The sequence below is a fragment of the Haloarcula halobia genome (assembly GCF_029338255.1).
GTDB lineage: Archaea > Halobacteriota > Halobacteria > Halobacteriales > Haloarculaceae > Haloarcula > Haloarcula halobia.
This window is the reverse complement of sequence record NZ_CP119787.1, coordinates 1,361,215-1,386,685: the sequence shown is the minus strand read 5'-3', so window position 1 is coordinate 1,386,685 and position 25,471 is coordinate 1,361,215. Positions and strand designations below refer to the sequence as shown.

At 69.2% G+C, this 25,471-nt stretch carries 23 protein-coding genes, 1 tRNA gene and 1 pseudogene; 12 read left to right on the top strand and 13 right to left on the bottom strand.

The window, feature by feature from the left end:
* Positions 1 to 12 precede the first annotated feature (12 nt).
* The 4 genes and pseudogenes from mce to P1K88_RS07345 form a co-directional block, all read right to left on the bottom strand.
* Positions 13 to 402: a methylmalonyl-CoA epimerase gene (gene mce, locus P1K88_RS07360; protein WP_276413813.1), complete on the bottom strand. Its 390-nt coding sequence runs from the start codon at positions 400 to 402 to the stop codon at positions 13 to 15.
* Positions 403 to 468: 66 nt separating this feature from the next.
* Entirely contained in the window at positions 469 to 747 is a 279-nt protein-coding gene (locus P1K88_RS07355) for a DUF7521 family protein (protein ID WP_276413811.1), read from the bottom strand.
* Positions 744 to 1,043, bottom strand: a pseudogene (locus P1K88_RS18420) (DUF7521 family protein). Before P1K88_RS18420 ends, P1K88_RS07355 begins: the two are co-directional and overlap by 4 nt.
* Positions 1,044 to 1,045: 2 nt before the next feature.
* Positions 1,046 to 1,399 carry an ArsR/SmtB family transcription factor gene (locus P1K88_RS07345; RefSeq protein WP_276413807.1) on the bottom strand — a complete coding sequence of 118 codons (354 nt, stop codon included), beginning with the start codon at positions 1,397 to 1,399 and terminating at the stop codon, positions 1,046 to 1,048.
* Positions 1,400 to 1,532: 133 nt separating this feature from the next.
* Here P1K88_RS07345 and P1K88_RS07340 point away from each other — a divergent pair, with 133 nt between their 5' ends.
* Together P1K88_RS07340 and P1K88_RS07335 are read left to right on the top strand one after the other, a co-directional pair.
* Positions 1,533 to 2,234 (top strand): plastocyanin/azurin family copper-binding protein, encoded by a 702-nt coding sequence (locus tag P1K88_RS07340; protein ID WP_276413805.1) that lies wholly within the window; start codon positions 1,533 to 1,535, stop codon positions 2,232 to 2,234.
* Positions 2,235 to 2,331: 97 nt separating this feature from the next.
* Complete coding sequence (locus P1K88_RS07335) at positions 2,332 to 3,714, top strand: nicotinate phosphoribosyltransferase (RefSeq protein WP_276413803.1); 1,383 nt, start codon at positions 2,332 to 2,334, stop codon at positions 3,712 to 3,714.
* Between the two features lie 18 nt (positions 3,715 to 3,732).
* Here the strand turns inward: P1K88_RS07335 and P1K88_RS07330 are convergent, their stop codons facing one another.
* Positions 3,733 to 4,119: an SHOCT domain-containing protein gene (locus P1K88_RS07330; protein WP_276413801.1), complete on the bottom strand. Its 387-nt coding sequence runs from the start codon at positions 4,117 to 4,119 to the stop codon at positions 3,733 to 3,735.
* Between the two features lie 125 nt (positions 4,120 to 4,244).
* Positions 4,245 to 5,927 carry an acyl-CoA mutase large subunit family protein gene (locus tag P1K88_RS07325; protein WP_276413799.1) on the bottom strand — a complete coding sequence of 561 codons (1,683 nt, stop codon included), beginning with the start codon at positions 5,925 to 5,927 and terminating at the stop codon, positions 4,245 to 4,247.
* A gap of 179 nt (positions 5,928 to 6,106) precedes the next feature.
* On the opposite strand from P1K88_RS07325, the gene P1K88_RS07320 reads away from it, so the two are divergent.
* Positions 6,107 to 6,580 (top strand): FKBP-type peptidyl-prolyl cis-trans isomerase, encoded by a 474-nt coding sequence (locus P1K88_RS07320; RefSeq protein WP_276413797.1) that lies wholly within the window; start codon positions 6,107 to 6,109, stop codon positions 6,578 to 6,580.
* A 7-nt stretch (positions 6,581 to 6,587) separates the two neighbouring features.
* Here the strand turns inward: P1K88_RS07320 and P1K88_RS07315 are convergent, their stop codons facing one another.
* Positions 6,588 to 7,172, bottom strand: a complete 585-nt coding sequence (locus P1K88_RS07315; protein ID WP_276413795.1) for a GNAT family N-acetyltransferase — start codon at positions 7,170 to 7,172, stop codon at positions 6,588 to 6,590.
* 143 nt (positions 7,173 to 7,315) lie between these two features.
* Between P1K88_RS07315 and P1K88_RS07310 the strand changes: the two genes are divergently transcribed.
* Positions 7,316 to 9,328, top strand: a complete 2,013-nt coding sequence (locus tag P1K88_RS07310) for an AMP-binding protein (protein WP_276413793.1) — start codon at positions 7,316 to 7,318, stop codon at positions 9,326 to 9,328.
* Here the strand turns inward: P1K88_RS07310 and P1K88_RS07305 are convergent.
* Together P1K88_RS07305 and trpB are read right to left on the bottom strand one after the other, a co-directional pair.
* Complete coding sequence (locus P1K88_RS07305; protein ID WP_276413791.1) at positions 9,325 to 9,852, bottom strand: TrmB family transcriptional regulator; 528 nt, start codon at positions 9,850 to 9,852, stop codon at positions 9,325 to 9,327. The genes P1K88_RS07310 and P1K88_RS07305 overlap by 4 nt on opposite strands.
* 209 nt (positions 9,853 to 10,061) lie before the next feature.
* Positions 10,062 to 11,216 carry a tryptophan synthase subunit beta gene (gene trpB / locus P1K88_RS07300; protein ID WP_276413789.1) on the bottom strand — a complete coding sequence of 385 codons (1,155 nt, stop codon included), beginning with the start codon at positions 11,214 to 11,216 and terminating at the stop codon, positions 10,062 to 10,064.
* Between the two features lie 142 nt (positions 11,217 to 11,358).
* On the opposite strand from trpB, the gene P1K88_RS07295 reads away from it, so the two are divergent.
* From P1K88_RS07295 to P1K88_RS07285, 3 genes are all read left to right on the top strand, one after another.
* Positions 11,359 to 12,171 carry a hypothetical protein gene (locus tag P1K88_RS07295; RefSeq protein ID WP_276413788.1) on the top strand — a complete coding sequence of 271 codons (813 nt, stop codon included), beginning with the start codon at positions 11,359 to 11,361 and terminating at the stop codon, positions 12,169 to 12,171.
* Positions 12,164 to 13,486 carry a S8 family serine peptidase gene (locus P1K88_RS07290; protein WP_276413786.1) on the top strand — a complete coding sequence of 441 codons (1,323 nt, stop codon included), beginning with the start codon at positions 12,164 to 12,166 and terminating at the stop codon, positions 13,484 to 13,486. The genes P1K88_RS07295 and P1K88_RS07290 overlap by 8 nt, the downstream gene beginning before the upstream one ends.
* A 64-nt stretch (positions 13,487 to 13,550) precedes the next feature.
* On the top strand, positions 13,551 to 14,159 hold the full coding sequence (locus tag P1K88_RS07285) for an ArsR/SmtB family transcription factor (RefSeq protein WP_276413784.1): 609 nt from the start codon (positions 13,551 to 13,553) through the stop codon (positions 14,157 to 14,159).
* 150 nt (positions 14,160 to 14,309) lie between these two features.
* Here the strand turns inward: P1K88_RS07285 and P1K88_RS07280 are convergent, their stop codons facing one another.
* Positions 14,310 to 15,701, bottom strand: a complete 1,392-nt coding sequence (locus P1K88_RS07280) for a DUF7827 domain-containing protein (protein WP_276413782.1) — start codon at positions 15,699 to 15,701, stop codon at positions 14,310 to 14,312.
* 342 nt (positions 15,702 to 16,043) lie between these two features.
* Between P1K88_RS07280 and P1K88_RS07275 the strand changes: the two genes are divergently transcribed.
* Entirely contained in the window at positions 16,044 to 17,480 is a 1,437-nt protein-coding gene (locus P1K88_RS07275; RefSeq protein WP_276413780.1) for a sulfatase family protein, read from the top strand.
* Between the two features lie 6 nt (positions 17,481 to 17,486).
* Positions 17,487 to 17,897 (top strand): GtrA family protein, encoded by a 411-nt coding sequence (locus P1K88_RS07270; protein ID WP_276413778.1) that lies wholly within the window; start codon positions 17,487 to 17,489, stop codon positions 17,895 to 17,897.
* Position 17,898: 1 nt separating this feature from the next.
* Here the strand turns inward: P1K88_RS07270 and P1K88_RS07265 are convergent, their stop codons facing one another.
* Positions 17,899 to 18,906: a Gfo/Idh/MocA family protein gene (locus P1K88_RS07265; protein WP_276413776.1), complete on the bottom strand. Its 1,008-nt coding sequence runs from the start codon at positions 18,904 to 18,906 to the stop codon at positions 17,899 to 17,901.
* Between the two features lie 112 nt (positions 18,907 to 19,018).
* Between P1K88_RS07265 and P1K88_RS07260 the strand changes: the two genes are divergently transcribed.
* The 3 genes from P1K88_RS07260 (at position 19,019) to P1K88_RS07250 (ending at position 22,700) form a co-directional block, all read left to right on the top strand.
* The gene (locus tag P1K88_RS07260) at positions 19,019 to 21,004 is read left to right on the top strand and encodes a hydantoinase/oxoprolinase family protein (RefSeq protein WP_276413774.1); all 1,986 of its coding nucleotides are present in this window, start codon (positions 19,019 to 19,021) and stop codon (positions 21,002 to 21,004) included.
* Entirely contained in the window at positions 21,001 to 22,554 is a 1,554-nt protein-coding gene (locus P1K88_RS07255) for a hydantoinase B/oxoprolinase family protein (RefSeq protein ID WP_276413769.1), read from the top strand. The genes P1K88_RS07260 and P1K88_RS07255 overlap by 4 nt, the downstream gene beginning before the upstream one ends.
* A 61-nt stretch (positions 22,555 to 22,615) precedes the next feature.
* Positions 22,616 to 22,700: transfer RNA gene (locus tag P1K88_RS07250), tRNA-Ser, on the top strand.
* 163 nt (positions 22,701 to 22,863) lie between these two features.
* On the opposite strand, the gene P1K88_RS07245 is transcribed toward P1K88_RS07250, so the two are convergent.
* Both P1K88_RS07245 and P1K88_RS07240 read right to left on the bottom strand, forming a co-directional pair.
* Complete coding sequence (locus P1K88_RS07245) at positions 22,864 to 23,526, bottom strand: DUF502 domain-containing protein (RefSeq protein WP_276413767.1); 663 nt, start codon at positions 23,524 to 23,526, stop codon at positions 22,864 to 22,866.
* 42 nt (positions 23,527 to 23,568) lie between these two features.
* A complete protein-coding gene (locus P1K88_RS07240) occupies positions 23,569 to 25,431 on the bottom strand; it encodes a DUF2070 family protein (RefSeq protein WP_276413765.1) in 1,863 nt (620 codons plus the stop codon).
* Positions 25,432 to 25,471: the final 40 nt, after the last annotated feature.

Genomic DNA, 25,471 nt, shown 5'->3' with positions numbered 1-25,471 from the left:
GGTCCGGCGCGGTCAGTGCTCGACCAGTTCCAGCAGGATACCGCCGGTCGACTTCGGATGCAGGAAGGCCACTTCGTGCCCCCAGGCCCCCGGCCGCGGTTCGTCGTCGATCGGGTCGACGCCCCCTTCGACGGCGGCCGCCAGGGCGGCCTCGACGTCCGGGGTCGCGAGCGCGAGGTGGTGGACGCCGGGGCCCTCCCGCTCGAGGTAGGTGGGGATGGCCCCCTCGCTGTCGGGGAGCGGTTCCAGGAGCTCGAAGTACCCGTTACCGAGGTCGAGGAAGGTGACCTGCATCCCGTCGAACGTCTCCTCGTGGGCGACCGACACGTCGAAGGCGGCGCCGTACAGGTCCGCCAGTGTGGCAGCGTCGTCCGTGGCGATACCGGCGTGGTCGAAGTGCATGCAGAGAGGTTGGGCGTCCCGACATATAGTTCCGGAGTCGACGGACGGGCCGTCGGTGGCCGCCACTCACTGCCGCAGCGAGACGAGGAGCACGAGAAAGCCGATGCCGATGGCGACGGACTCGACGATGTGGACCACCTCGAGGTTCAGGCCCGCTACCTCGAAGAGCAGGCCCTCGACCAGGACGCCCACCGTCATGATGGCGAACCCGATGGACGCGTTCCGGAGGTACTGCGCCCCGGTCCTGCGGTACGCGACCGCGCTGTAGTAGGTTATGGTCGCACCCAGGAGCAACACCGCCAGGCGGACCCCGGCCAGGACGACGGTGGTCGTCGTGTCTGTCATTCCTCGGCCCCCGGACGCTCCAGTTCCCTGCTCCCACCGTACAGCGCGTACAGGATGAAGAGCATCCCCACGGCGACGATGGTGGTCTGTATCGTCCCGGCGTCGAAGATAGAGAGGCCCAGGACGTCGAAGAGGACACCCTCGAGGACGGCCCCGACGCTGATGAACACGAACCCGACGGCGACGTACCGGAGCGGTTCGCTACCGGTTCGCTGGTACCCCCGGTAGGCCTAGTACGCGATGGCGACGCCGAGCGCGGCGGTGACGGTCTTGGCGATGACGAGTTCGATGTGCATGGTCAGTCGTTTCGCATTTCCCTCCAGATGCGGGCAAAGCGGTCCGCGGCGTCCTCCGCGACCTCGATGCGGACGTCGAAACCGCTCTCCTCGTTCAGTCTGACGTCCACCCGGTCAAGGACGGCCTCGTACTCGCTGTAGTGGTGCCCCTCTGGGTCGACGTGAGTCCGCTCTACGATAAAGCCACGGTCGAGGAGGTCGTTGACCCGTCGGGAGACGGTCGCGCGCGACATCTCGCACTCCTCGCTGAGTTCCTTCCCGGATTTCGGGCCCCGACGGGTCGCCTCGAGTATGGCCCGCGAATACTCGTCGTCGAGGACGGAGAACACCTCCGTCACGGCGTGGTCGGAGCGCACGTGTAGAGGTAAACCCAGCCGCCTATTAAAAAGACAGCGAGTTTGCTGGGCCAGCAAATCTCCTCGTCGGACTATACCAGTGGGAACAGTAGGTCTACCTGTAATGGCCACCACCAACCACACTCGACGTCGCATGCTACAGCTCGTCGCAGGAACTGCGGTTGCCGGGCTCGCCGGCTGTTCCAGCTCCGGAGGACAACCCGGTGGCGGTACGGAGACCGAACACCACGACGAGGAGACCGAGAGCGGCCACAGTGAGGAGACCGAACACCACGACGAGGAGACCGAGAGCAGCCACAGTGAGGAGACCGAACACCACGACGAGGAGACCGAGAGCGGCCACAGCGAGGAGACCGAGAGCGGTCACGGCCACGAGGAGGGTGGTCACGGCGAGATCGGCGATCCCACCGACCACGCCGAGGTGAAGATGAAGACGGAGGACGGCGAGTACCACTTTGCGCCACACGTCGTCCGCGTGACCGTCGGCGGGACCGTCACCTTCCACAACGAGAGCGGGAGTCACGCGACGGCGGCGTACCACCCCGACAACGACAAGCCCCAGCTGGTGCCCGACGGAGCGGCCGCCTGGAACAGTGGTCTGCTGACCGAGCAGGGGGCGACGTTCGAACACACCTTCGAGACCGAGGGCGTCTACCACTACTACTGCAAGCCCCACGAGACGCTGGGGATGATCGGCACCGTCATCGTCGGCGAACCCGACGCCCACGGCCAGCCAGCTATGGAGGAACCACCAGCGGACCTCGGCGAGGAGCCCCGGCACAAGATAGCAGATCTCAACGAACGCGTCAACGAGGCGCTGGGCCACACCCACTGAGGCGCCGTCGCCGAAGCCACACGGTCGCTCGTTCTCTCTGACTGGTTCGCACGCCCGTCAGCACACCCTTTTGCCCGTAGCGTGTCAACTATCGACAATGGCCGACACCGACTTCGGTTACGTCACCCCGGAGAACCTGTCGCTGTTCACCGACCGGTACGAGCTGACGATGATGCAGGGGTACCACACACGGGACCACACCCCGACGGCGACGTTCGACCTCTTCTTTCGGGACCTCCCGCCGGGACGCGGGTACATGCTGGCGGCCGGACTGGAGCAGGCCGTCCACTTCGTCGAGACGCTGTCGTTCGGCGACCGGGCGCTGCGCTACCTCGAGGACGAGGGGTTCGACCCCGACTTCCTCGAGTACCTCGCGGACCTCTCGTTTACCGGTGACGTCAGAGCGCTCCCGGAGGGGACGCCGGTGTTCCCGAACGAACCGCTGGTGGAGGTGACCGCGCCGATCTGCCAGGCACAGCTGCTGGAGACGGCCCTCATCAACCAGGTGGGGTTCCAGAGCCTGATCGCCACCAAGGCGGCTCGGATGCGCGATACCGTCGGTCGCTACGGCGAGGACCAGTCGCTGGTGGACTTCGGCTCGCGGCGCGCCCACGGCACCGACGCCGGGCTGAAGGCGGCCCGTGCCGCCTACATCGGGGGCTTCGACGGCACCTCGAACGTCGCCGCGGGCGAGGCGCTGGGCGTCCCCACCTTCGGGACGATGGCCCACTCGTGGATACAGAGCTTCGAGACCGAACGGGACGCCTTCGAGACCTTCCTCGCGGAGTTCGGCGACGACGCGATACTGCTGGTCGACACGTACGATACGGTGGCCGGCGCCGAGACTGCACAGGCCGTCGCCGACGAGCTGGGCGTCGACCTCGCCGGCGTCCGCCTGGACTCCGGTGACCTGACCGTCCTCTCGAAGACCGTCGACGACCGTCTCGGAGACGTCGACATCTACATCTCCTCGGGCGTCGACGAGTACCTGATTCGGGACTTCCTCACCGCGGGCGGGGTCGCCGCCGGGTTCGGGCCGGGGACGGCACTGGTGACCAGCACCGACGCCCCGAAGGTCGAGGGCGTCTACAAGCTCGTCGCCGTCAGGCGTGACGGCGAGATGGAACCGAGCATGAAACTCTCGACGGGGAAGGTGACCTACCCCGGGGCCAAGAGCGTCTGTCGCGTCGAGGAGGACGGCAGGTACGTGTCCGACACACTGGCGCTCCGTTCGGAGGCCGACAACGTGCCGGGAACCGACCTGCTCGAGACGGTCGTCGAGGACGGCGACGTGGTCTACGACGTGCCGTCACTGGACGACCTGCGGGAGCGAGCGCGCGAGCAGCTGGCGAAACTGCCGCCGGCGGTCCGGGAGCTCGACTCGCCGGCCGACTACGAGGTGCGCGTCGGTGACGCGCTGACGGCGGCGACCGACGCGGTCAGCGACCGACTGGAACGGATGGTTGCGGACCAGCGCTGATGATCGGAGACCTAACGCTCACTCCTCGCGCAGGCGCTCCAGGCGGTCCTCGTACTCCGCGTCGGTCAGGTCGCCCCGGGCGTAGGCCGTCCTGAGCTCGTCGATGGCAGCGTCCTGGCCGCTCCCGTCGTCGTCGGTGAGCAACCGGTAGACGAGATACACCGCTCCCACGAGGAGCAGGAGAAACAGGAGCGGCATCACGAGGCCGACGAACAGCATCCACCCAGGGGCCGTACCGCTGTTCCACATCCCGCCGTTCCACATCCCGCCGCCCCACATCCCACCCATCATCGAGCCGTAGCCCATCATCCCGAATCCCATCCCGAACAGCGGGAGGACGACGAGCGCCCCCAGGACGACGAGCAGCAGCGTCACCAGTCGCCGGTCGGACCTGTCGGTGCTCATGTGCACACCTCCGGGCGAAGTCGGTCGTGTTCCATACGTGAAACTACGCGTCCATCGTTCAATGCAGTTGCCGTTCGGAAACCGGGGCAGAGCTGACCGAACGCTTTGGGATCGAAAGTGCGGCGTTACAGCGACGACCCGGGCTGGTACTCGCCGAAGACGTCCCGGAGCACGTTACAGATCTCGCCGGTCGTCGCGTAGGTCTTGACCGCATCGACGAGGTACGGCATGAGGTTCTCCTCGCCCCGGGCGGCGTCCTCGAGCGCGGCCAGTGCGGCCTCGACGGCCTCGTCGTCCCGCCGCTCCCGGACGCCGGCGACCCGATCGTGCTGGGCCTGCTCGACGGCCTCGTCGACCTCCTCGATGTCCTGTTCGCCCTCCTCCTCGACCTCGTACTCGTTGACGCCGACGATGATTCGCTCGCCGGCCTCCTGTTCGCGCTGGCGCTCGAAGGCGACGTCCTGGATCTGGCGCTGGACCCACTGGCTCTCGATGGCGTCGGCCATCCCGCCCCGGTCGTCGATGTCCGCGAGCAGGTCGCGGGCGTCGGCCTCCAGGTCGTCGGTCAGCGACTCGACGTAGTAACTGCCGGCGAGCGGGTCGATGGTGTCGGCCGCGCCCGACTCGTGGGCGAGGATCTGCTGGGTCCGCAGCGCCGTCCGCACCGACTGCTCGGTCGGGAGGCCGATGGCCTCGTCCTTGCCGTTGGTGTGGAGGCTCTGGGTCCCGCCGAGGACGGCCGCCAGCGCCTGGTAGGCCACGCGGACGACGTTGTTCTCGATCTGCTGGGCGGTCAGCGTCGACCCGGCGGTCTGGGTGTGGAACTTCAGCTGTTTGGACTTCGGGTTCTCGGCGTCGAACCGCTCGTCCATGATCGACGCCCAGAGGCGGCGGGCCGCGCGGAACTTCGCCACCTCCTCGAAGATGTTGTTGTAGGAGGCGAAGAAAAAGGACAGCTGGGGGGCAAAGTCGTCGACGTCGAGGCCGGCGTCGATGGCCGCCTCGACGTACTCGATGCCGTCGGCCAGCGTGAAGGCGATCTCCTGGGCGGCGGTCGACCCCGCCTCGCGGATGTGATAGCCCGAGATGGAGATGGTGTTGAAGTTGGGCACCTCCGTCGCACAGAACTCGAAGATGTCCGTGATGAGCCGCATCGAGGGCTCCGGCGGGTAGATGAACGTGTTCCGCGCTATGTACTCCTTCAGCACGTCGTTCTGGATGGTCCCGCGCAACTGCTCGCGGTCGACGCCCTGCTGGTCGCCGACGGCGATGTACATCGCCAGCAGCACCGACGCGGGCGCGTTGATCGTCATCGACGTCGAGACGTCGGAAAGCGGGATGCCCTCGAAGACCGTCTCCATGTCGGCAAGGGAGTCGATGGCGACGCCGGTCTTGCCCACCTCGCCGGCGGCCATCGCGTCGTCGGAGTCGTAGCCCATCTGGGTCGGCAGGTCGAAGGCCATCGAGAGGCCGGTCTGGCCCTGCTCTAGCAGGTAGTGGAACCGCTCGTTGGTCTCCGCTGCGGTGCCCATGCCCGCGTACTGTCGCATCGTCCAGAGGCGGCCCCGATAGCCGGTCGAATAGACGCCCCGGGTGTACGGGTCCTCGCCCGGGAAGCCCAGGTCCTCCTCGTAGTCTACGTCGGCGACGTCGGCCGGCGTGTACAGTCGGTCTACCTCGTGCCCCTCGGTGTCCGTCGTGAACGTCTCCTTGCGTTCGCCGAATCGGTCGACGGTCGGCTGGACCTGCTCTGCTTCCCACCGGGCTTTCGCCTCGCGGATGTCGTCCAGCTCGTCGGGGTCGAACATGCCCGGAACCTCGACCGGCGCGAGTATAAGCGTTCGCGACGCGGTGGTCCCACACCAGTCCCCGCGGTGACCTTGCTGTGCAGGGACCCGCCGCGTTGTTGCCACTCTGGTGTCCGAACGTGCCCACTCCGGCGGCGGCGCCCGACGGCTTTTTACCGCACGTGACCGCACCTCCCCCAATGGCTATCGAGCAGGGCGACGGCGTCACCATCGAGTACGTCGGCCGGTTCGAGGACGGCACCGTATTCGACACGTCGCGCGCCGACGTCGCCAGCCGACACGGCCTCCAGGAGGCCCAGGGCACCGACGACGCCGACTACGCGGCGCTCTCCTTTACCGTGGGTGCAGGCGAGATTATCGAGGGCATCGACGAGGCGCTCGTCGGCATGCGCGAGGGCGAGGAAGCCACCGTCCGGGTGCCACCCGAGAAGGCCTACGGGGACCACGACCCCGAGCGAGTCCGGGAGTACGATCCCGAGACGTTCGAGGCGATGGTGGGGAAACGGCCGGAACCGGGCCTGCACGTCCACGCCGAGAACGGCCTCCACGGCGACGTGACTGCCGTCCGGGACGACGCCGTCGAGGTGGACTTCAACCACGAACTGGCCGGGCGGACGCTGGTCTTCGACCTCGAGGTCCTCGAGGTCCGCTGACCGGCCGTCAGCGGCCGGTGTCGTACTTGTAGGTCGCCTCGTCCGGGTCGATACCGAAGTCCTCCGGCCCCTCCGCGGGTTCGTCGGCCGACTCGTCGTCGGCGGCGGCCTGCTTGAACCGGTCGCGGTGTCGCCCGGGCATCTCGAACCGGTCGACCTGGAGGCGCAGCGGGACGGCGTCGGGCTGGAGGGATTCTTGCTTCTCTGTCAGGCGCTCGCGCAGTCGGTCGGGCAGCTGCGCCGGTTCGATGGGGTCGAAGCCGAACTGCACCAGGTACTCGGCCGCGTTCGTCAGCGAGTAGACGACGTCGAACCCCTCGTCACTCGCGTACTCGACGAGGCGCTCGATGATGTGTGCGCCCACGCCCTGGCCCTCCCACTCCTCCAGGACGCCGATGCTCGTCAGCTCGCAGTAGTCGCCTTCGTCGGTCTTGTGGATACGGATGCGGCCGAACCCGGCCTTCTCGTGGGACTCCTCGTCGATGGCCACGACGTAGTCCCGCGAGCGAAACGCTGTGTCGTCCAGTCCCATCGCCTCGATGTGGTCCAGCAGCCAGACCTCCTCGCGGTTTTTCGCGTCCCGGACGTACATACGACAGGGTAGACCCGCCCCGATGAAAAGCGTTTGCAGCACTGGGGTCGGCCCCCACTCGGAGCCAGTCACGGACGCGTCGGCCTGGAGAAAGCGTCGTATTTCACGCAACTTCTTTGGTGCCCGTCATCGAACCGCAGGGTATGGCTTCGGACTCACTCGAGGAGATGGACACTGTCGTCCACGAACCGACACGGGAGTTCGTCGAGTCGACGAACGTCTGGGCGTTCATGCAGACCCACGACATCGACGACTACGACGAACTCGTCGAGCGGACGACGACCGACCTGCCCGACGAACCGGACTCCGGGGTCGAGTGGTTCTGGGACGTGTTGCCGGACTATCTGGGCATCGAGTTCTTCGACGAGTACGACCGGGTCAGGGACGACACCGACGGGCCCCAGTACACGGAGTGGTACCCCGGAGGGACCATCAACGCCGCCCACAACGTGGTCGACCGGCACGCCGCCCGCGACAGCGGCACCCGGAACCACGTCGCGCTCATCTGGGAGGGCGAACCCGGCGACGTCCGCGAGGTGACGTTCCATGAGCTGAACCGGCAGGCCAGCAAGGTGGCGAACTACCTGGAATCGGTCGGCATCGGGACCGGCGATACCGTCGGCCTGTACATGCCGATGGTCCCCGAGGTCGCCGCGATTCTCTACGGCTGTCTGAAGGTCGGCGCCATCGCCGTCCCCATCTTCTCCGGGTTCGGCGTCGACGCGACGGCGACGCGCCTGGCCGACGCCGACTGCTCGGTCCTGTTCACGGGCGATGGGTTCTACCGCAGAGGCAGCGGGGTCCACCTCAAGGGGACGGCCGACGAGGCCATCGAGGAGGCCGGTGAGCCGGTCGAACACACCGTCGTCTACGACCGCATCGGCACGGCCGACGACCCCGACGAGACGCTGACCTGGACCGGCCGCGACGAGTGGTGGACCGAGGCCGTCGAGACGCAGGACGACGCCTACGCAAGCAAACACCTCGCCGCCGATCAGGAGTCGATGCTGCTGTACTCCTCTGGGACGACCGGCGAACCGAAAGGTATCGTCCACACGCACGCGGGCGCCCTGCTCCAGGCGGCCAAGGAGGTCTACTTCGGGTTCGACCACAAGCCCTCGGACCGCTTCTTCTGGGTCAGCGACATCGGCTGGATGATGGGGCCCTGGACGCTGCTGGGCAACCACGCCTTCGGCGGCACCGTCTTCATGTACGAGGGCGCCCCCGACCACCCCGAACCCGACCGGTTCTGGGCGATGATAGACCGCCACGACATCACGACCTTCGGCGTCTCGCCGACGGCGATTCGCGCGCTGCGCAAGCGAGGCGACGACTGGCTCGAGGGCCACGACCTCTCGAGTCTCCGCCTGCTGGGGTCGACGGGCGAACCGTGGGACCCCGAGTCCTGGCACTGGTTCTACGAGGCGGTCGGCAACGAGACCTGTCCGATAATCAATATCTCTGGCGGGACGGAGATAATGGGCTGTTTTCTCATGCCCATGCCCATCCAGCCGCTCAAGCCGGGGACGCTCGGCGGGCCGGGCCTGGGGATGGACATCGACATCGTCGACAGCGAGGGCGAGTCCATCGCCGACACCCACGAGCGGGGCTTCCTGGTCGCCCGCGACTCCTGTCCGTCGATGACGAAGTCGCTGTGGTCGGGCGACGAGCGCTATCTCGAGGAGTACTGGTCGCGCTGGCCGGACCGCTGGAACCACGGCGACTGGGCCCAGAAGGACGCAGACGGCCTGTGGTTCCTCCACGGTCGGGCCGACGACGCGCTCAACGTCGCCGGCCGGAAGGTCGGTCCCGCGGAGGTGGAGGGCGCGGCGATGGAACACGACGCCGTCAACCAGGCGGCGGCCGTCGGCGTCCCCGACGACACCACCGGGACGGCGGTGGTCCTCTACGTCGTCGTCGAGGACGGCGTCGCGGAGAGAGACGCCCTGCGCGAGGAGATCACGGCGATGGTCGGGGAGGAGCTGGGCAAGCCCTTCCGGCCCCGCGAGGTACTGTTCGTCGACGAGTTCCCCAAGACCCAGAGCGGGAAGATCATCCGTCGGGCCATCGCCTCGGTCTACCGTGACGAGGACCTGGGCGACATGTCCAGCATCGAGAACCCGGCCACACTCACGGAGGTTCGCGACGCCCGCTAGTCCGGCCCGTCGACCGGGGCCTCCAGCTGGGCGATGTCGACCACGATCTCGTTGTTCGCCTCGTCGACGGCCTCGACCACGCCGGCGAGCAAGAGCCCTGCAACCGGCGTCGGACCGACGGCGAGAGCGTCGCCGATCTCGAACTCGGTGAACGACTCCTGGAGGTGCACGTGGGCGCGACACGCCTCGGGGTGGTGGACGCTCGTCAGACGGATGCCGTCGACGGTGACGTCGACGCGCCGGTTGTTGCGCGCGAGTGTCATCGTCTGGGGGTCGTCGATGTCCTCGCGCCCGAGCGCGTCGTACGCGAGCGGTGTCGGCCGGTAACCGCCGTTGGGCCCGGTGAGCCCCTCGACCAGGGAGAGGTCTTTCAGGTGCTGCATCTGGTTCCGGACGGTCCCCGGCGTCCGGTCGACGGCCTCGGCGATGACCTCGCCTTTCACCGGTTCGCCGGTCGAGTCGTGCTCGTTGACCAGGGCCGTCAGGGCCGCTCGCTGGCTGCTGGTCAACTCGATGTTCGCCATACCCACAGTAGCGGAACTCCCTACTTATGTACACGGGTTAGCCCAACGGCACTAGACTAGCGCCGGCGACGCCGTCCAACGGCGGGCGTTTATCAATGCCAGGGCCGTTCGGCCAGCCATGCAGCTGGGCTCACGCCGCTGTATCCTCAACCCCGAGAGCGGCGACGGCGAGCACGCCGACTACGCCCCGACGCCGGAGTGAGCCCCGTTCAGGAGAGATCGAACATCTCGGCCGCCTGTTCCATGTCCTTGTCGCCGCGGCCGGAGAGGTTCACGAGGATAGAGTCGTGGTCGCTCTCGCCGGCCAGGTGCTTCGCGTAGGCCAGGCCGTGACTCGTCTCCAGCGCGGGGATGATGCCCGCTGCCTCGGAGAGCTCGCGGAACGCCTCCAGGGCCTCGTCGTCGGTGACGCCGTGGTACTCCGCGCGGCCGACCGCCCGGAACATGGCGTGTTCGGGGCCGACGCCGGGGTAATCCAGGCCGGCGGAGACGGAGTGGACCTCCACGTCGTCGTCGATGATCCGGGTCTTCATCCCGTGGATGACGCCCTCGTGCCCTTCCGCCAGCGGCGCGGCGTGGCGCGTCGATTCAGCGCCCTCGCCGCCGCCCTCCGCACCGTAGAAGGCCACGTCGTCGTCGCGGAACGCGTGGAACAGGCCCATCGCGTTGCTCCCGCCGCCGACGCAGGCGACGGCCGCGTCCGGAAGTTCGCCCGTCCGGTTCTGGAACTGCTCGCGGGCCTCGCGGCCGATGACGCTCTGGAAGTCCCGGACCATCCGTGGGAACGGGTCCGGCCCGACGACGCTGCCGACGAGGTAGTGGGTGTCCTCGATGTTCTGCGCGAAGTCCTCCAGGGCGGCGTCGACGGCGTCGGCCAGCCCCTGGTCGCCCCGCGTGACCTCGTTGACCTCCGCACCCATCAGGCGCATCCTGAAGACGTTCATCTTCTGGCGCTCGACGTCCTTCTTGCCCATGTAGATCTCCGTGTCCAGGTCGAGCAGGGCACCGGCCATCGCCGTCGCGGTGCCGTGTTGCCCGGCCCCGGTCTCGGCGATGAGGCGGGGTCGGCCGGCCTTCTTCGCCAGCAGCGCCTGGCCGAGCGTGTTGTTGATCTTGTGGGCACCGCCGTGGAGCAGGTCCTCTCGTTTCAGGTAGATGTCCGCTCCCCAGCGCTCGCTGAGGGTCTCGGCGTGGAACAGCGGCGTCGGCCGGCCGGCGAAGTCCCCCAAGAGCGCGTCCAGTTCCTCGCGGAACGCGTCGGTGTCCTTGATGTCGTCGTACGCGGTCGCCAGCTGTTCGAGGGGCTCTTTGAGGGGCTCGGGGACGTGTCGCCCACCGTAGCCCTCGAAGTCGCCGTCTGTCATACGTTGACAGTCATTCGGCCCCGGGATTAAACTGTATCGACGTCCCGGAGACGGGAGCCGTTCGGCCGAGCCGCTGACCCAGACTACGACGCCGGTTTGAGCGTTCCGGGGACATTTTAGTGAGGGCGCAGAAGGCCCGCCAATGGCGAGTCTACGGGTCGTCCTCGTCTGTCTGCTCGTCCTCGGCTCGGGGTGGACGACGCTCACGAGCGGTCCGACCCAACCGGACACGACGACCAGAGCGAGCTCGGCCACCCCGCCGGGTGTCGCGGAAGAGACCGTCGACGCCGCCGCCCTCGTCGCCGCTCACGAGCGGTCCCTCGCTGGTGCGAGCGTCCACCTGGAGAGCGTCCGGTCGAACCGGACCGGCGAGACGAACGAAACCGTCAGGACGCGGGTGTGGGTGGACGACAACGGACCCTCGCGTACCATCGAGGTCCATGAGCGCGGTGCCGACCGTCAGCGTGTCGAGACGTGGCGCGGCCCCGCGACCGGCTACCGGCGCGGCGACGACCGGCGAGTGACCACGGTCCGGAGCGACGTCGCCCCGGCGACGCGCTACCGGACGGCGCGACTCGAACGGTGGCTCTCCGCCGGGCGGTACACCGTGCGCTCCGTCGAGGACGGCACGCCACGACGGTACGTGCTCACGGCCGACGACGGCGGCCCGCCGAGCGGCGAGCGACTGGAAGCCGACGAGGTCCGGTACGAGGGGCGGGCCGTCGTCACCGCCAGCGGGCGCATCGAGCTGTTCGCCGTGACGTTCGTGACCGTCGAGCGCAACAAGTGGGGCCGACACGTCCGGACGCGGACGTACACCTACCGGGTGGTGGACGCCGGTGGGGTGACCGTCGAACGACCGGCATGGGCATCGAATCAGGCCCGCTCGGTCGGTCGTGACCAGGCCGTCGGAGCCGGAAGGGCAGACATCCCGACCGGAGCGAACGATGCCTGACCGGGTCCGGGTCGCGGCGGCGCTGGCGGCCGTCGGGGTCGCGCTCCTCACCGTCGGAATCGGACTGGTTGCGGTGACGACGACGGCGCCGGCATCCGACGAGACCGCCGCCGACGCGGAGCCGGCAGTCGCGACGAACGAGGACGAGTTCCGGCGGCTCCACCGGGCCGGGATAACCGGTTCGAACGTCTCTGTCGGCGTGGTCGACGTCGCCGGGTTCGACCTCGATTCGCGCGCGCTGTCGGGCCACGTCCGAGAGACCCGTGCGTTCGGTCGTGGCGGGGTTCGTGGGAGTACAAACAGCCACGGGACCGCCACCGCGACCGTCCTCGCCCGGACCGCACCCGACGCCGACCTCTACCTGACGCGGGTCGGCGGCGTCGACAGCTATCAGCGGGCCGTCGAGTGGTTGACCCGCCGTGACGTCGACGTGATCGTCGCGCCGGTCTCGTTCTACGGCCAGCCCGGCGACGGGACCGGCCCCGTGGCCCGAACCGTCGAGCGAGCCACCGACGCCGGGACGCTCGTCGTCGCGCCCGCCGGGAACCTCGCGGACTCCCACTGGCAGGGGACCTACGACCGCACCGCCGTCGACGACGGCGTCCTCCAGTTCGACGGCGAGAGCCGGCGCAACAGGCTCCGGGGCGGGACGCGGGTGACGATGTGGCTGTCGTGGGAGCAGGCACACGCCGACGAGGACTACACGCTCGAGCTGTACAGCGAGAACGGGAGTTCGCCACGCCTGGTCGCCCGCTCACAGCCCTATCGCGCCGACGACGTGCCGAACGAGCGGATCGTCGCCGACGTCTCGCCGGGCGAGTACTTCGTCGTCGTCCGCGGCCCGCCGGACCCGACCGGTGCCCGCCTCCGCGTCGTCTCGCCCACCCACGAGTTACAGCACTCGACCCCGAGAGGGAGCCTGGTCGCCCCGGCGACGGCCCACGGAGTGCTCGCGGTCGGGGCGTACAACAGCCGGGTCGACCGGGTCGAACCGTTCAGTTCGCGCGGGCCGACGGCCGACGGCCGAACGGGCATCGACGTGGTCGCTCCGGACCGCCGGTTCGCCGCCGTCTCCGACCGAGGGTTCGTCGGGTCGTCGGCGGCCGTCCCCTACGTCGGCGGGACCGCCGCACTCGTGCTGGCCGCGGACGACTCGCTCTCGCCGCGACACGTCGAACTCCTGCTCGAACTCACGAGCGAGGACGTCGCGGCGGCCGGTGTCGACTACGCGACCGGTCACGGCGAGGTCGACCCCGTCGCAGCGGTCCGCGCGGCCGACAACCGGACGGCCGCGGAGGGGAGCGAGACCGGTTAAATCTGATTTTTAGTCTGCCGGAGACCTTTGTCGGTTCGCCGTTCAGTACACGCCAGCGACACGTATGCCGGGACTTATCGACCAGATCCAACAACGTACAGCGGCACCCGACGAGACACCGCGTGTGCTCGACGTCGACGAGCGGGCGACCGACGAGGTGCTCGACGCGCTGGCGTCGGACACCGGCCGGGCACTGTTCCGGACGCTGTTCGACCAGCCGGGCACGCCCTCGGAGATAGCCGAGCGGTGTGACACCTCCGTCCAGAACGTCCACTACCACGTGACGAACCTCCGAGAGGCCGGCCTCATCGAGCCCATAGAGACAGTCTACTCCGAGAAGGGCAACGAGATGACCGTCTACGGGCCGGCGAGCGACCCCATCGTCTTCGTCGGCGACGGCGACCTGCGGCCACGCCTGCAGCGATCACTGACAGACGTTGTCGCGGGCCTCGGATTGCTCGGCCTCGCGAGCCTGTTCGTCCAGTGGGGGGCAAAACGACTCGCGAATCCCGCCACGGACGGTGTCCTCGGACCCGCCAGCACAACGGCGGCTTCGCCGGCCCCCGGCGGGTCGCTCGCGTGGCTGGTCTTCGAGGTGTTCGAACCCGGGCTCCTGTTTTTCTGTGGCTGTCTCGCCGTCCTCGGGCTGGCTGTCGCCGTCGCTTCACGGTAGTATCGCCTGAGCGTCACTCTCGCGAGTCCGGCGCGGTGGAGGTGGCGCCGCCATGAGACGACTGGAAAAGGAGCACTGCGACGAGCGGTACGCGTCGAGACGGGTCGTTGTCGACTCGATCGGCACCGTCGCGACCGCACAGAGGGTGCCTCAGGCGACGAACGCCCGGAAGAGCAACACGGCCGCAGCGGTCGCCAGAATGCCACCGACAGCGAGCGAACCGACGCCAGCACCGAGGTCACGATCCGACGGCGGCGGGGAAGTGTCCGCGTCCGACAGCGCGGCCGTCTGCGTCGCCGTCGGGGACGCCTCGTCATCACTCGGCTGGACGACGAGGGTCCCGATGTCGTCGACGTCAGCGCCGATGGCGGTCCCACGGGCCAGCGAGAGGTCGTAGTCGCCCGCCTCGAGGCGCGTGTCGAGGGCGACCTCCGACCCGGGTTCGACCGTGACGGTGTCGGCCGTCCCCGCCGTCGAGAGCGTCGTCCCGTCGTGCCCGGCGGCGGCGGTGTCGAACACCAGCGTCACCCGGCCGTCGCCGTCGCCGTCACGGACCGTCCCGTTGATCTCGTACCCGGATTCGGGGCCGCCGATGGAGACGGTGGCGGCCTCGGCGCTCCGAAGCGAGATAGCGATTCGAGCCGTCTCGCCCTGTCGCGTGCGGACGATGCTCCGCTCGAACCCGAACTCGGGAGCCTCGGAGACGTTGTGCTCCGTGTCGTTCGTTCCGTCGTCGGTGATAGAGAGTGTGCCGACGGCGGCCGGTTGCCCGGCAGTTCCGGCGCCCTCGTACAGGCGAATCTCGTAGTCGGCCGGGTCGAGCGTCGACGGGAGGGCCGGTTCGTCAGTCATCACCGTCAGGTCGTCGTCGGGATCCGCGACGGCCAGCGTCGCGCCGTCGGTCCCCGCGTTGCTGGTGTTGAACAGCACTCGTGCCTCGCCGTCGGCGTCGCCGTCACGGACCGTCGCGTTGATCACGTAGTTCACGTCCGGGCCGCCGATGGAGACGGTGGCCACTTCCACCCCTTCCATCGAGAGCGGGATGGTCGCAGTTGCGCCCTGTTGGACCGTCGTGACCCGTCGCACGTCGAGCCCGGACCCCTCCCACTCCGTCTCCGTCTCCGTGGGCGTGGGGGTGGGCGCCGGCGTCGGGGGTGCCGGGTCCGAACAGTTGCCGTCACACGCGACGACCCTGCTGTCGCGCTCGACGAGCGTCTCGCCGTCGGAGTGGACCACGAGGTTGACGCTGGTGTTGCCAGAGACCTGACTCATGTCGAACGTCGCGGCGAAGGTCCCGTCCTGGAGGACGCGGGTGGATTCCTGTACGAGGAAGGGGTCGCTTCCGTCACTCGACCGGAGGCGAACGGTCAGTTCCGACCCCGGACTGACGGTCGTCTCACCCCGGACGACCTGCTGGTCGTCGGCGTGAAGGGGGAGACTCTCCGCGTCGATCGTCGCCGTCTGGTCGGCGGCGGCCGGGGCGGCGCCGAGGACGGCCGCACCGAGCAAGAGGCCGACGAGTGCGAACGCGCGCAGTCTCACGGTACCACCTCCAGACACACCGTGGAGCCAGGCGCGATCCGGTGCCGTGTACTCGAACACCGCTGGGTTGGAGGGCAGTATTGCATCGTTGCACTCGCAAGGTTGTCCCGGCCGGGATAAATCGCCCGCGGTAGGTAAAATCCACATTGAATCCGGAGCCATCCACGGAGACGCCGTTCGACGGCTCTCTCGAGAAACCAGAAGATTCAGTACTGCGTGAGCAGTGGACTAGGTATGTGGCTACGAAGCCGTGGGAAGGTCGATACTGCAGTCATTCTCTCTCTGTGTGGCCGGGGACGCGGACAGGGACGCTGGCACGGACACCACGCTGAGGTGGCGTAGATGTCGGATCCCGCCGCAAGCAACGTCGTCCTCGTCACCGTCGATTCGCTGCGGGCCGACGCGGTGGGCAACGACGACGGGGTCTCGCCGGTGCTCGACGACCTGGCCGACGGCGGCGTCGTCTTCGAGAACGCGTTCGCACAGGGCAACTGGACGCCGTTCTCGTTCCCGAGCATCCTCGGGTCCCGACCGGTCTTTGCCGAGCGGCCCGACATCGGCCTGGCGTCCACGCCGTCGCTGGCCGAGCGGCTCTCCGAGGCCGGGTTCGCGACGGCGGGGTTCAACGCCGCGAACGGGTTCCTGACCGACCCGTGGGGGTACGACCGCGGCTTCGACGAGTTCGAACCGTTCGTCGACAGCGGCGGGTACAGCAAGTACCTCGCGGCCCACCCGACCGTCCAGGCGTGGGTCCAGCTGGCGACGTCGCCGTTCCGCCGGGCCGCGACGGTGCTCAGCGGCGGGTCCGACGACCGTCCGTTCGCCGACATCTCGCGCATGGGCGACCTCGAGGACAACGCGGTCCAGTTCCTCCGGGAGACGGAGGACGGCTTCTTCCTGTGGGTCCACTACATGGACACGCACACGCCGTACGTGCCCGCGCCCCGACACCTCCGGGAGGTGGCCGACACCCGGCTGAACGTCGTCCGGATGCTCAGTTCCCACGTGCGAACCGGCCTGGGGTGGGACGTCGACGAGCGCACGCTGGAGACGCTGGAGACATTGTACGCGGCCACCGTCCGACAGGTCGACGCCAGCGTCGGCCGCATCATGGAGACGCTGGACGCCGAGGGGTTCGCCGACGAGACAGCCGTCGTCGTCGCCGGCGACCACGGCGAGGAGTTCCTCGAACACGGCCACCTCGCGCACTACCCGAAACTGTACCGCGAGCTCGTCGACGTGCCGCTGTTCGTCTCCCACCCGGACGGCCCGAGTGGCACGGTCAGCCAGCCGGTCGGCCTCGACGCGATTCCGCCCACGGTCTGTGCGTTGCTGGGCGTCGACCCCGCCGGGGGATGGGAGGGGCCGTCGCTCGTCGGGGCGCTCGACGGGGACGTGCCCCTCGCGGCCGAGACGCCGGTCGTCTCCGCGGCCGTCCGGGGCGAGAGCGTCACGAGTCAGCCCATCCCGCGCCGCCTCGACGACGGCGAGTTGCTCCTCAGCGCTCGCGACGAGCGCTGGACCTACATCGAGCACACCGACTCCGGCCACTGCGAGCTGTACGACCGAAACGCAGACCCCGGGGAACAGCGGGATCTCTGTTCGGAGGCGACGACCGAGCGCGCGCCGACGCCGGTCCTCGACCGCCTCTCCCGGGCCGTCGCCGAGCACGTGGACCGACTCCTGGCAGCCAGCGAGAACTCGGCGGGCGAGGAGCCAGGCGACGGCCAGGCGTCAGACGAAATAACGGCAAGACTAAGGGCGCTCGGTTACCAGTAGCCACGAATGGCGCTCGCCCAGCGGTCGCCAGTCCGGATGGATAGGCTCGTCCGGTTCTTTCTCGTCGGGCTGACAGCCGCGGGTGTCCAGACAGTGCTCCTGTGGACGTTCGTCGACCTGGGGGGCAGGAACTACCTCGTCGGCGCGTTCGTCGCCATCGAGCTGACCATCATCTTCCAGTACGTCCTCAACAACCACTGGACGTTCCACCGCTCGCGACACACGACGCTCCGGGAGTACTTCGTCGGGATGGGCAAGACGAACCTCGTGCGTGGGACGGCCATCCCGATCCAGCTTGGCATCCTCTTTGCCCTTGTCACCTGGGGCAGCCAGAAGTATCTCGTCGCGAACGCCGTGGCCATCGCGCTGACCGGCATCTATCGCTACTCGCTGGACACGCGCTGGACGTGGGGCTAGGTCACAGCGAGAGGTCGACTTTCCGGCCGGTCCGTGCCGATTCGTAGGCCGCCTCCGTTATCGCGGTCACGACCAGTGCGTCACGAGCGGTGGCAGGCGGGTCACGGCCCTCGACGACGGCGTCGAGGAAGGCCTGTGCCTTGCTCCACTCCGACGGACGGACGTAGGGCGTCGTCGTCGTGCTGTCGGCGTCGACCTCCCGGTACCGCCGGGGCTCCCACTCCCGGCCGTCGAGGTACACCGCGCCGTCGTCGTCCCAGATGTGGATGTGCTCGCGGACGGCCGGGGCGTCACCGAACACCGACACCGTCGCCGTCGCGCCGCCCTCGAATCCGATGGTGACGAGCGCCCGCGAGTCGACGCGCCGGGCGTCGTCGTGGAAGGTCATCTCGGCGCTGACCCAGTCGGGCGTCAGCCCGGTCGTCCAGCAGATGGCGTCGAGGATGTGACTCCCCGTATCGTAGAGGAAGCCGCCGCCGGAGTGGTCGGCGTCGGTCCGCCAGGTGCCGCCGACGCCCTCGATCCACCGCTGGGTTATCTCGGCTGTGACGAAGCGGGGCTCGGCGTCGCCCGATGCCCACCGCTTGCGGGCCTTGCGGAACCCGTCCTCGAGGTGGCGCTGGTACCCGACCATCAGGACCTCCTGGCCCGACTCGGCGCGGTCTGTGAGGTCCCGCGCGTCCGCCAGGTCCGTCGCGAGCGGCTTCTCACAGAGGACGTGCAGGCCCCGGTCCATCGCGGCTACGACCTGCTCGTAGTGGAGCGTGTGGGGCGTCGCGACGAGGACGGCGTCGAGGTCGGCCTCGGCGAGCATCCGCCCGTAGTCGTCGTAGCGACCGGTCGCCGGGAGGCCGAAATCGTCGCCGACAGACTCGCGGGTCTCGTCGTCTACCTCGGCGATGGCGACCAGCGAGGCGCGGTCGTCCCACTGGAAGTCGCCCCCGACGGTCTGCCCGATGAACCCACAGCCGGCGACGCCGACGCGGACCGGTGTCGATGAACGTGTCACCCCAGAACTGTCCCCCGCAGCGGGGAAATCTCTTGTGGGACCACGTGTCCGGGCCACCCGAGAGGGGGCCCCTGTGAGGAGCGTTTTTCCCGCCGGCGGTCCGACGGGGCGTATGCACGATTCGGTACGGGTGGGCGTCGACGTCGGGGGGACGTTCACCGACGTGGTCCTGGTGACGGCCGCCGGGATGACGACGGCGAAGGTGCCGACGACGAGTCCACAGCACGCCGGTGTCCTCGAGGGCATCGAGACGGCCTGCACGCAGGCGGACGTCGAACCGGAATCCGTCGACGTCTTTCGGCACGCGACGACGGCGGCGACCAACGCGTTGCTCGAGGAGCGGGTCGCCGAGACGGCGCTGGTCACAACCGCCGGGTTCGGCGACGTGCTGGCCATCGGCCGGCAGGACCGCCCCGACCTCTACGACCCCCGTTCCGACCGCCCCGCGCCGCTGGTGCCGGCCGGGCGCCGCTACGAACTCGACGAGCGGGCGACGACAGACGGTATCGAGCGGGCAGTCGACCCCGAGGCGGTTCGAGCCCTCGCGGGGGACGTCGACGCCGAGGCGGTCGCTGTCTCCTTGCTGCACGCTTACGCCCACCCCGAGAACGAGCGCCGAGCCGCCGAGACGCTTCGCGAGGAGCTGGACGTCCCGGTCTCGGCCAGCCACGAGGTTCTGGGGGAGTTCCGCGAGTTCGAGCGCACCGCGACGACGGTTGCCGACGCCGGACTGACGCCGGTCGTCGGCGAGTACCTCGAACGACTCTCGACGGGCGTCGACGAGCGGGACCTGCCGGCCCCGATGGTGATGCAGTCCAACGGCGGCATCGCCTCGGTCGAGACAGTCCGGGACAACGCCGTGACGACGGCGCTGTCGGGTCCGGCCGCCGGCGTCGTCGGCGCCAGCGCCTTCGAACCCGAGGACGTCGCGGGGCTGGTCACCTTCGACATGGGCGGGACCTCGAGCGACGTCTCGCTGGTCCGGGACGGGCGCGTCGAGCGGACGACCGACGCGGACGTGGGCGGGCGTCCGGTCCGGGTCCCGATGGTCGACGTCGAGACGGTGGGCGCGGGCGGCGGCTCGATCGCCTGGGTCGACGAGGGCGGGGCGCTCCGCGTCGGCCCCCGGTCGGCCGGCGCCGACCCCGGCCCGGCCTGCTACGGGACGGGTGGCACCGATCCGACAGTGACCGACGCCGCCCTGAAGCTGGGCTACCTGGGCGCCGACACCACGCTCGGGGCGGGCCTCGAACTCGACGCCGACGCGGCGACCGACGCGCTCGCCGACCTCGCCGCGGACGCGGCCCTCGACGACCCGCTTACGGCCGCCGAGGGGGTCTACACCGTCGCGAACGCCACGATGACCCGCGCCATCCGGAGCGTCACCGCCGAGCGGGGCCACGACCCGCGCGAGTTCGCCATCGCGGCGTTCGGCGGCGCCGGGCCGATGCACGCTGCGGCGCTTGCTGACCGCCTGGGCGTCGAGCGCGTCGTCGTCCCGCGGGCCAGCGGCGTCCTCTCGGCGCTGGGACTGCTGGCCGCCGACGAACAGCACGACGCCGCCCGGACCTACCGGACACGGCTGGACGAGGCCGACCCCGGGGCTGTGGAAGACGTCCTGGAAGACCTCGCGGCCGAGGCGCTTTCCGACGCGGCCGACCCGGGGGCGGCGACGGTCGCCTTCCAGGCCGACTGTCGCTACGCCGGCCAGAGTTACGAACTGGGCGTCGCCATCGAGGACTTCGACCGCGCGACACTCGGCGCCCGGTTCCACGCGGCCCACGAGCGCGCCCACGGCTACCGCTTGCCCGAGGAACCGGTCGAGGTGGTGACGCTCCGGGCGCGGGCGACGGTCGACCACGAGATGCCGCCGCTGTCGCACGCGGCGACGACCGACGCGGGCGCCGGCCGCCGCGAGGTCCGCTTCGACGGCGAGTGGCACGAGACGCCGGTGCTCGACTGGGCGGGGCTGGCGCCCGGTCGCGAGCGAACCGGCCCGGCCGTCGTCGAGGGTGGCGAGAGCACCGTCGTGGTCCCGCCGGCGTGGTCGCTGGCCGTCGACGACCGCGGAACGCTCCACCTGGAGGGCGAGGCATGACCGCACCGGATCTCGACGCCGTCGAGCTCGAGATTCTGCGCAACCAGCTCGAGAGCGTCGCCGAGGAGATGGGCGAAGTGCTCGTCCACGGCGCATTCTCCCCGAACATCACCGAGCGCCGGGACTGCTCGACCGCGCTGTTCGACGACGCGGGTCGACTGGTCGCCCAGGCCGAGCACATCCCCGTCCACCTGGGGGCGATGCCCGAGGCCGTCGACGCGGTCCGGGACGAGGACCCGGCGCCCGGCGACGTGTTCATCCTCAACGACCCCTTCGAGGGCGGGACCCACCTCCCGGACGTGACGCTCGTCTCGCCCATCGCCCCCGACGACGACGTCGTGGGCTACGCCGTCTCGCGGGCCCACCACGCCGACGTCGGCGGGATGGCCCCCGGGAGCATGCCCGCCGGCGCTCGCGAGATACACCAGGAGGGCGTCCGGATTCCACCGCTGCGCCTCGTCGCCGACGGCGAGCGCCGCGAGGACGTGTGGAGTCTGCTGGCGGCGAACGTCCGCGACCCCGCCGAACGCCAGGCCGACCTGCAGGCCCAGGTCGCCGCCAACGAACGCGGGGCCGAGCGGGTCGGGGACCTGCTGGACGACCACGGCGACCGCCTGCTCGCGGCCTTCGACGCCGTCCGCGAGTACTCCCGGAACCGGGTCGAGGCCGAGCTCCGTGAGATACCGGACGGCACCTACACCGCCACCGACGTCATGGAGGGCGACGGCGTCACGGACGCGGACATCCCCATCGAGGTGACGGTGACCGTCGAGGGCGCGCAGCTGGACGTGGACTTCGCCGGCACCGCCCCGCAGGTCGACGGGAACGTCAACGCCCCGCTGTCGGTCGCCAAGAGCGCCGTCTACTACGTGGTGCGGTGCGTGACCGACCCCGACGTGCCGCCGAACCAGGGCTGTTACGACCCCGTCTCGGTCCACGCGCCGCCGGGGTCGCTGCTGAACCCGGCGCCACCCGCCGCCGTGGTCGGTGGAAACGTCGAGACGAGCCAGCGGGTCACCGACGTCGTCTTCCGCGCGCTGGCCGAGGCCGCCCCCGAGCGCGTCCCGGCGGCCGGCCAGGGGACGATGAACAACCTCGTCGTCGGCGGCCCGTCGTTCAGTTACTACGAGACCATCGGCGGCGGGATGGGCGCGACCGACGACGCCGACGGCCCGTCGGGCGTCCAGGTCGGGATGACAAACACGCTGAACACGCCCGTCGAGGCACTGGAGGCGGCCTACCCGCTCCGGGTCGAGGAGTACAGCCTCCGGCGTGGCAGCGGCGGCGCGGGCGAGCACCGCGGCGGCGACGGACTGGTCCGCGAGCTCACCGTCGAGACGGACGCGACCGTCTCCCTGCTGACCGAGCGCCGCCGCCACGCTCCGTGGGGCCTCGAAGGGGGCGACGACGGGGCGACCGGCCGGAACTTCGTCGACGGCGAGGCGGTCGGCGCGAAGGTTACCCTGGACGTCGAGGCCGGGACCGCACTCCGGGTCGAGACGCCGGGTGGTGGTGGGTACGGCGACGTGGACGACGACGACGACCGGTGAGTCGGGGTGCCCGACGTCGAATCGAAACCCCTAAAGACGACAGCGCGGAACGATAGGGTGAGCCGAGGTAGCCTAGCCTGGCCAAGGCGGTTGCTTCGAGAGCAACTGTCCTCACGGACTCAGGAGTTCAAATCTCCTCCTCGGCGTTTTCCACGACCCACTTCGTTGAGTGGAAACGCCGTCGAGATTTGAACGGGCCGAGACGTTCCGGGCGTGCGGCGCTTCGCGCCGTTCCGGGGCTGCGACTCGTCGGCTCAAATCTCGACGGCGTTTCTCGCGGCCACGACGACAGGCGACGCAACTGCGGGGTCAGTTCTTCGGTTCGAGGCCGTTCTCCCTCGCGAGCTCCGGCAGGAGCTTCGACTCGGACTCGGCGCCCATCCCTGTCGTCACGACGAGTCGCATCCCGCGGCGCACGCTCATGTCGATCTCGTGGACCTGGTCGCCGGGGAGATAGAGGAGTCGGCCGGCCGTCGGGTTGGGGCTGTGGGGCAGGAAGACGGCGTACAGTTCCTCGTCGGCGACGGCCTCCATCTCGGGCGGGCCGTCGCCGGTGACCAGGCCGATGGCGTAGACCCCCTCACGAGGGTACTCGACGAGTGCGACCCCCTCGTAGCCGGTGTTACGCTCGACGAGCGACGACGCGACCTGGCGGACGCTGGCATAGAGGGTGTTGACCAGCGGGATGAAGTTCACGGCGCGGCCGATGTTGCCAAAGAGGTGCTGGCCGATGCTCTTCTGGGCGAGATAGCCCACGAGGGTGACGCCGGCGAGGATGAGAACCGCCGCGACCAGCTGGGCGGCGATCTCGTTGCCCGTGTACAGTGTCAGGCGCGTGCCCTGCACCACGGGGTCGACGAACTGGAGCGACCAGTTGACGAGAATCCGGAGGACAAAGAGGGTCACCACGAGCGGCGTCAACAGGATGAGTCCGGAGACGAAGCTGTTCTTGACGGCGTCCGTGAGCGTCATGTGCCAATCCAACGACCGGGGGTCCCTTATCTCTTGAACCCGCTAGAAGCCGGTCAGCGAGAAGATGAGGACGCTGACGGCCATCACCGCGAGGATGAACGCCGCGGCGAGGGCCCCGCCCAGCGAGACCATCGCGTTCGCCGTCGAGGCCAGCGTCTCGGTGCGGTCGTTGCCGAAGACCGTGACCTCGGCGGTCTCGCTCTCCATCCCCGCTTCGACGGGTTCGAGGTCCGCGACGGCCCGATCGATCAGGTCGTCGATGAGGGCGACGATCTCTGCGGGCGGGATGGCCTGGCCGACCTGGTTCTCGGCCTCGACGGTGTTGACGATGTGGGTGTCGCTGGTCATCACCTCGAGCATGTCGACGGCGTCGACGGTGTCGAGGATACTGTCGCGCAGCCCCGGTTCCATGTTGTTGCCGTCGATCAGGACGTAGGCCGTCGTCTGGCCGTCGACCGCGAAGACACAGACCCGGATGCCCAGCGGGCCGATGCCCTCCGCGGGATCCCAGGGGGTCTCGTCCCAGGCGACGCCACAGCGGAGCGACCCCGTCTCGGCGTCGGCGAGCAGGTCGCCCAGTTCCCCAGCGCCGTATATCATGTCGAACGAGCGCTGGCTGCCCGGGACGACGTGGCCAAGATCGTCGCCCTCCAGCCCGTCGTTGCTGTTGTGGGCGTCGACGAGCATGACGTCGTCCAGGCCGCCCGAGCGTGCCTCGGACATCGCCGAGAGGCCGACGGCGTACTCCACGTCGTCGGCGAAGCCGGGGGCGTAGGTGGTGACGACGAATGCGTCGTCGCCGAAGGCCTGGCCCGTAAGCGTCGCCTCGCCCTCGGTCAGGCGGTGGCCGGCCGTCGCCGCGTCGGTGTACTCGATTCGGTCGTGGGCCGTCGCCGCCGTCTCGAGGATGGTGTCGACCTCGCGCTCGGTGACGAGGTTGAAGTCGTGACCGGCGGTGGCGTGGGGCGGGAAGGCGAGGCCGTCGGCGGCGTCAGCGACCCGCTTGGGGAGGTTCCCGCCGCCGATCTCGCCCATGGGACCTGGGTGAATCATCGGCAGGACGAAGCGGGCCTTCTCCTCGCCGCCGGGTCGGCGGACCGAGAGGACGGTCACCGGGACCAGCGCCTCCTCGCCGATGTCCTCGAAGAACGCCTCGAGTTCGTCCGACCCCTCGGCGATGTGGCCGATGAAGCCCCGGAGGAAATCGAGCGCGGAGACGCCCAGCGAGGAGCGCCAGGGCTGGTCGATGACGACGAGGAACGCCCAGACCGCAAGCGCGTAGAAGGCACAGATGACCGCCAGCAGGGCGAAGTCGGCCGGGATCAGGCCCTGTATCTCGGGCGGGGCCTTCTCGGCGCGGGCCAGCATCTCGCGCAGCATCGGGTTATCAAGGATGAACGCCGTGGCCCCGCTGTAGATGGCCAGCAGGGCGGCAGCAGCCACCGTCTGGACGCTCGCGGGGACCACCGCCGCCAGCAGCGAGTGCCTGGAGACGGCCATCAGGATGAGCAGGCGGAACGCGAAGATGGAGGCCAGCGCCACCAGCAGGGTGTCGAAGACGAAGTTCTGCCCGAAGCGGGGACTGATCAGGGCGATGACGCCCGCGACGGTGAGGAAGGCGATGGTGACGAGCTCACAGATGAGCGCGAGCAGCGACGCACGGTTCGGGGTCAGCTGGCCGCCGAACTGGCGGTCGACCCAGGGGGTGACGGCGCCGGCGATGGCCGTCGGGAGGCCGATATAGAACACGCCCTGCCAGGCGTCGTCGAGGACGAACCGGGAGTCGAAGGCCGCGATGCCGGTAAAGGCGGCGAGCAACAGGGCAAACGCGAGGCTCGAGTACCAGTTCGGGGCCCGGAAGATAAAGCGGGAGAGACTGGCGAGGTTCCCCTGTGTGGCCGTCATGTGTCAACCAAACCTCGTGTGCCGATAAATAGCCTGCGTC

Bases quoted from the DNA above. Each gene is read 5' to 3' on its own strand.
- P1K88_RS07315 (WP_276413795.1), bottom strand. From the start codon at position 7,172: ATGTACGTCCGGGACGCGAAAAACCGCGAGGAGGTCTGGCTGCTGGAC.
- P1K88_RS07340 (WP_276413805.1), top strand. From the start codon at position 1,533: ATGCTACAGCTCGTCGCAGGAACTGCGGTTGCCGGGCTCGCCGGCTGT.
- P1K88_RS07330 (WP_276413801.1), bottom strand. From the start codon at position 4,119: ATGAGCACCGACAGGTCCGACCGGCGACTGGTGACGCTGCTGCTCGTC.
- P1K88_RS07255 (WP_276413769.1), top strand. From the start codon at position 21,001: ATGACCGCACCGGATCTCGACGCCGTCGAGCTCGAGATTCTGCGCAAC.
- P1K88_RS07260 (WP_276413774.1), top strand. From the start codon at position 19,019: ATGCACGATTCGGTACGGGTGGGCGTCGACGTCGGGGGGACGTTCACC.
- P1K88_RS07245 (WP_276413767.1), bottom strand. From the start codon at position 23,526: ATGACGCTCACGGACGCCGTCAAGAACAGCTTCGTCTCCGGACTCATC.
- P1K88_RS07285 (WP_276413784.1), top strand. From the start codon at position 13,551: ATGCCGGGACTTATCGACCAGATCCAACAACGTACAGCGGCACCCGAC.
- mce (WP_276413813.1), bottom strand. From the start codon at position 402: ATGCACTTCGACCACGCCGGTATCGCCACGGACGACGCTGCCACACTG.
- trpB (WP_276413789.1), bottom strand. From the start codon at position 11,216: ATGACAGACGGCGACTTCGAGGGCTACGGTGGGCGACACGTCCCCGAG.
- P1K88_RS07305 (WP_276413791.1), bottom strand. From the start codon at position 9,852: ATGGCGAACATCGAGTTGACCAGCAGCCAGCGAGCGGCCCTGACGGCC.
- P1K88_RS07295 (WP_276413788.1), top strand. From the start codon at position 11,359: ATGGCGAGTCTACGGGTCGTCCTCGTCTGTCTGCTCGTCCTCGGCTCG.
- P1K88_RS07325 (WP_276413799.1), bottom strand. From the start codon at position 5,927: ATGTTCGACCCCGACGAGCTGGACGACATCCGCGAGGCGAAAGCCCGG.
- P1K88_RS07320 (WP_276413797.1), top strand. From the start codon at position 6,107: ATGGCTATCGAGCAGGGCGACGGCGTCACCATCGAGTACGTCGGCCGG.
- P1K88_RS07310 (WP_276413793.1), top strand. From the start codon at position 7,316: ATGGCTTCGGACTCACTCGAGGAGATGGACACTGTCGTCCACGAACCG.
- P1K88_RS07240 (WP_276413765.1), bottom strand. From the start codon at position 25,431: ATGACGGCCACACAGGGGAACCTCGCCAGTCTCTCCCGCTTTATCTTC.
- P1K88_RS07275 (WP_276413780.1), top strand. From the start codon at position 16,044: ATGTCGGATCCCGCCGCAAGCAACGTCGTCCTCGTCACCGTCGATTCG.
- P1K88_RS07355 (WP_276413811.1), bottom strand. From the start codon at position 747: ATGACAGACACGACGACCACCGTCGTCCTGGCCGGGGTCCGCCTGGCG.
- P1K88_RS07290 (WP_276413786.1), top strand. From the start codon at position 12,164: ATGCCTGACCGGGTCCGGGTCGCGGCGGCGCTGGCGGCCGTCGGGGTC.
- P1K88_RS07335 (WP_276413803.1), top strand. From the start codon at position 2,332: ATGGCCGACACCGACTTCGGTTACGTCACCCCGGAGAACCTGTCGCTG.
- P1K88_RS07270 (WP_276413778.1), top strand. From the start codon at position 17,487: ATGGCGCTCGCCCAGCGGTCGCCAGTCCGGATGGATAGGCTCGTCCGG.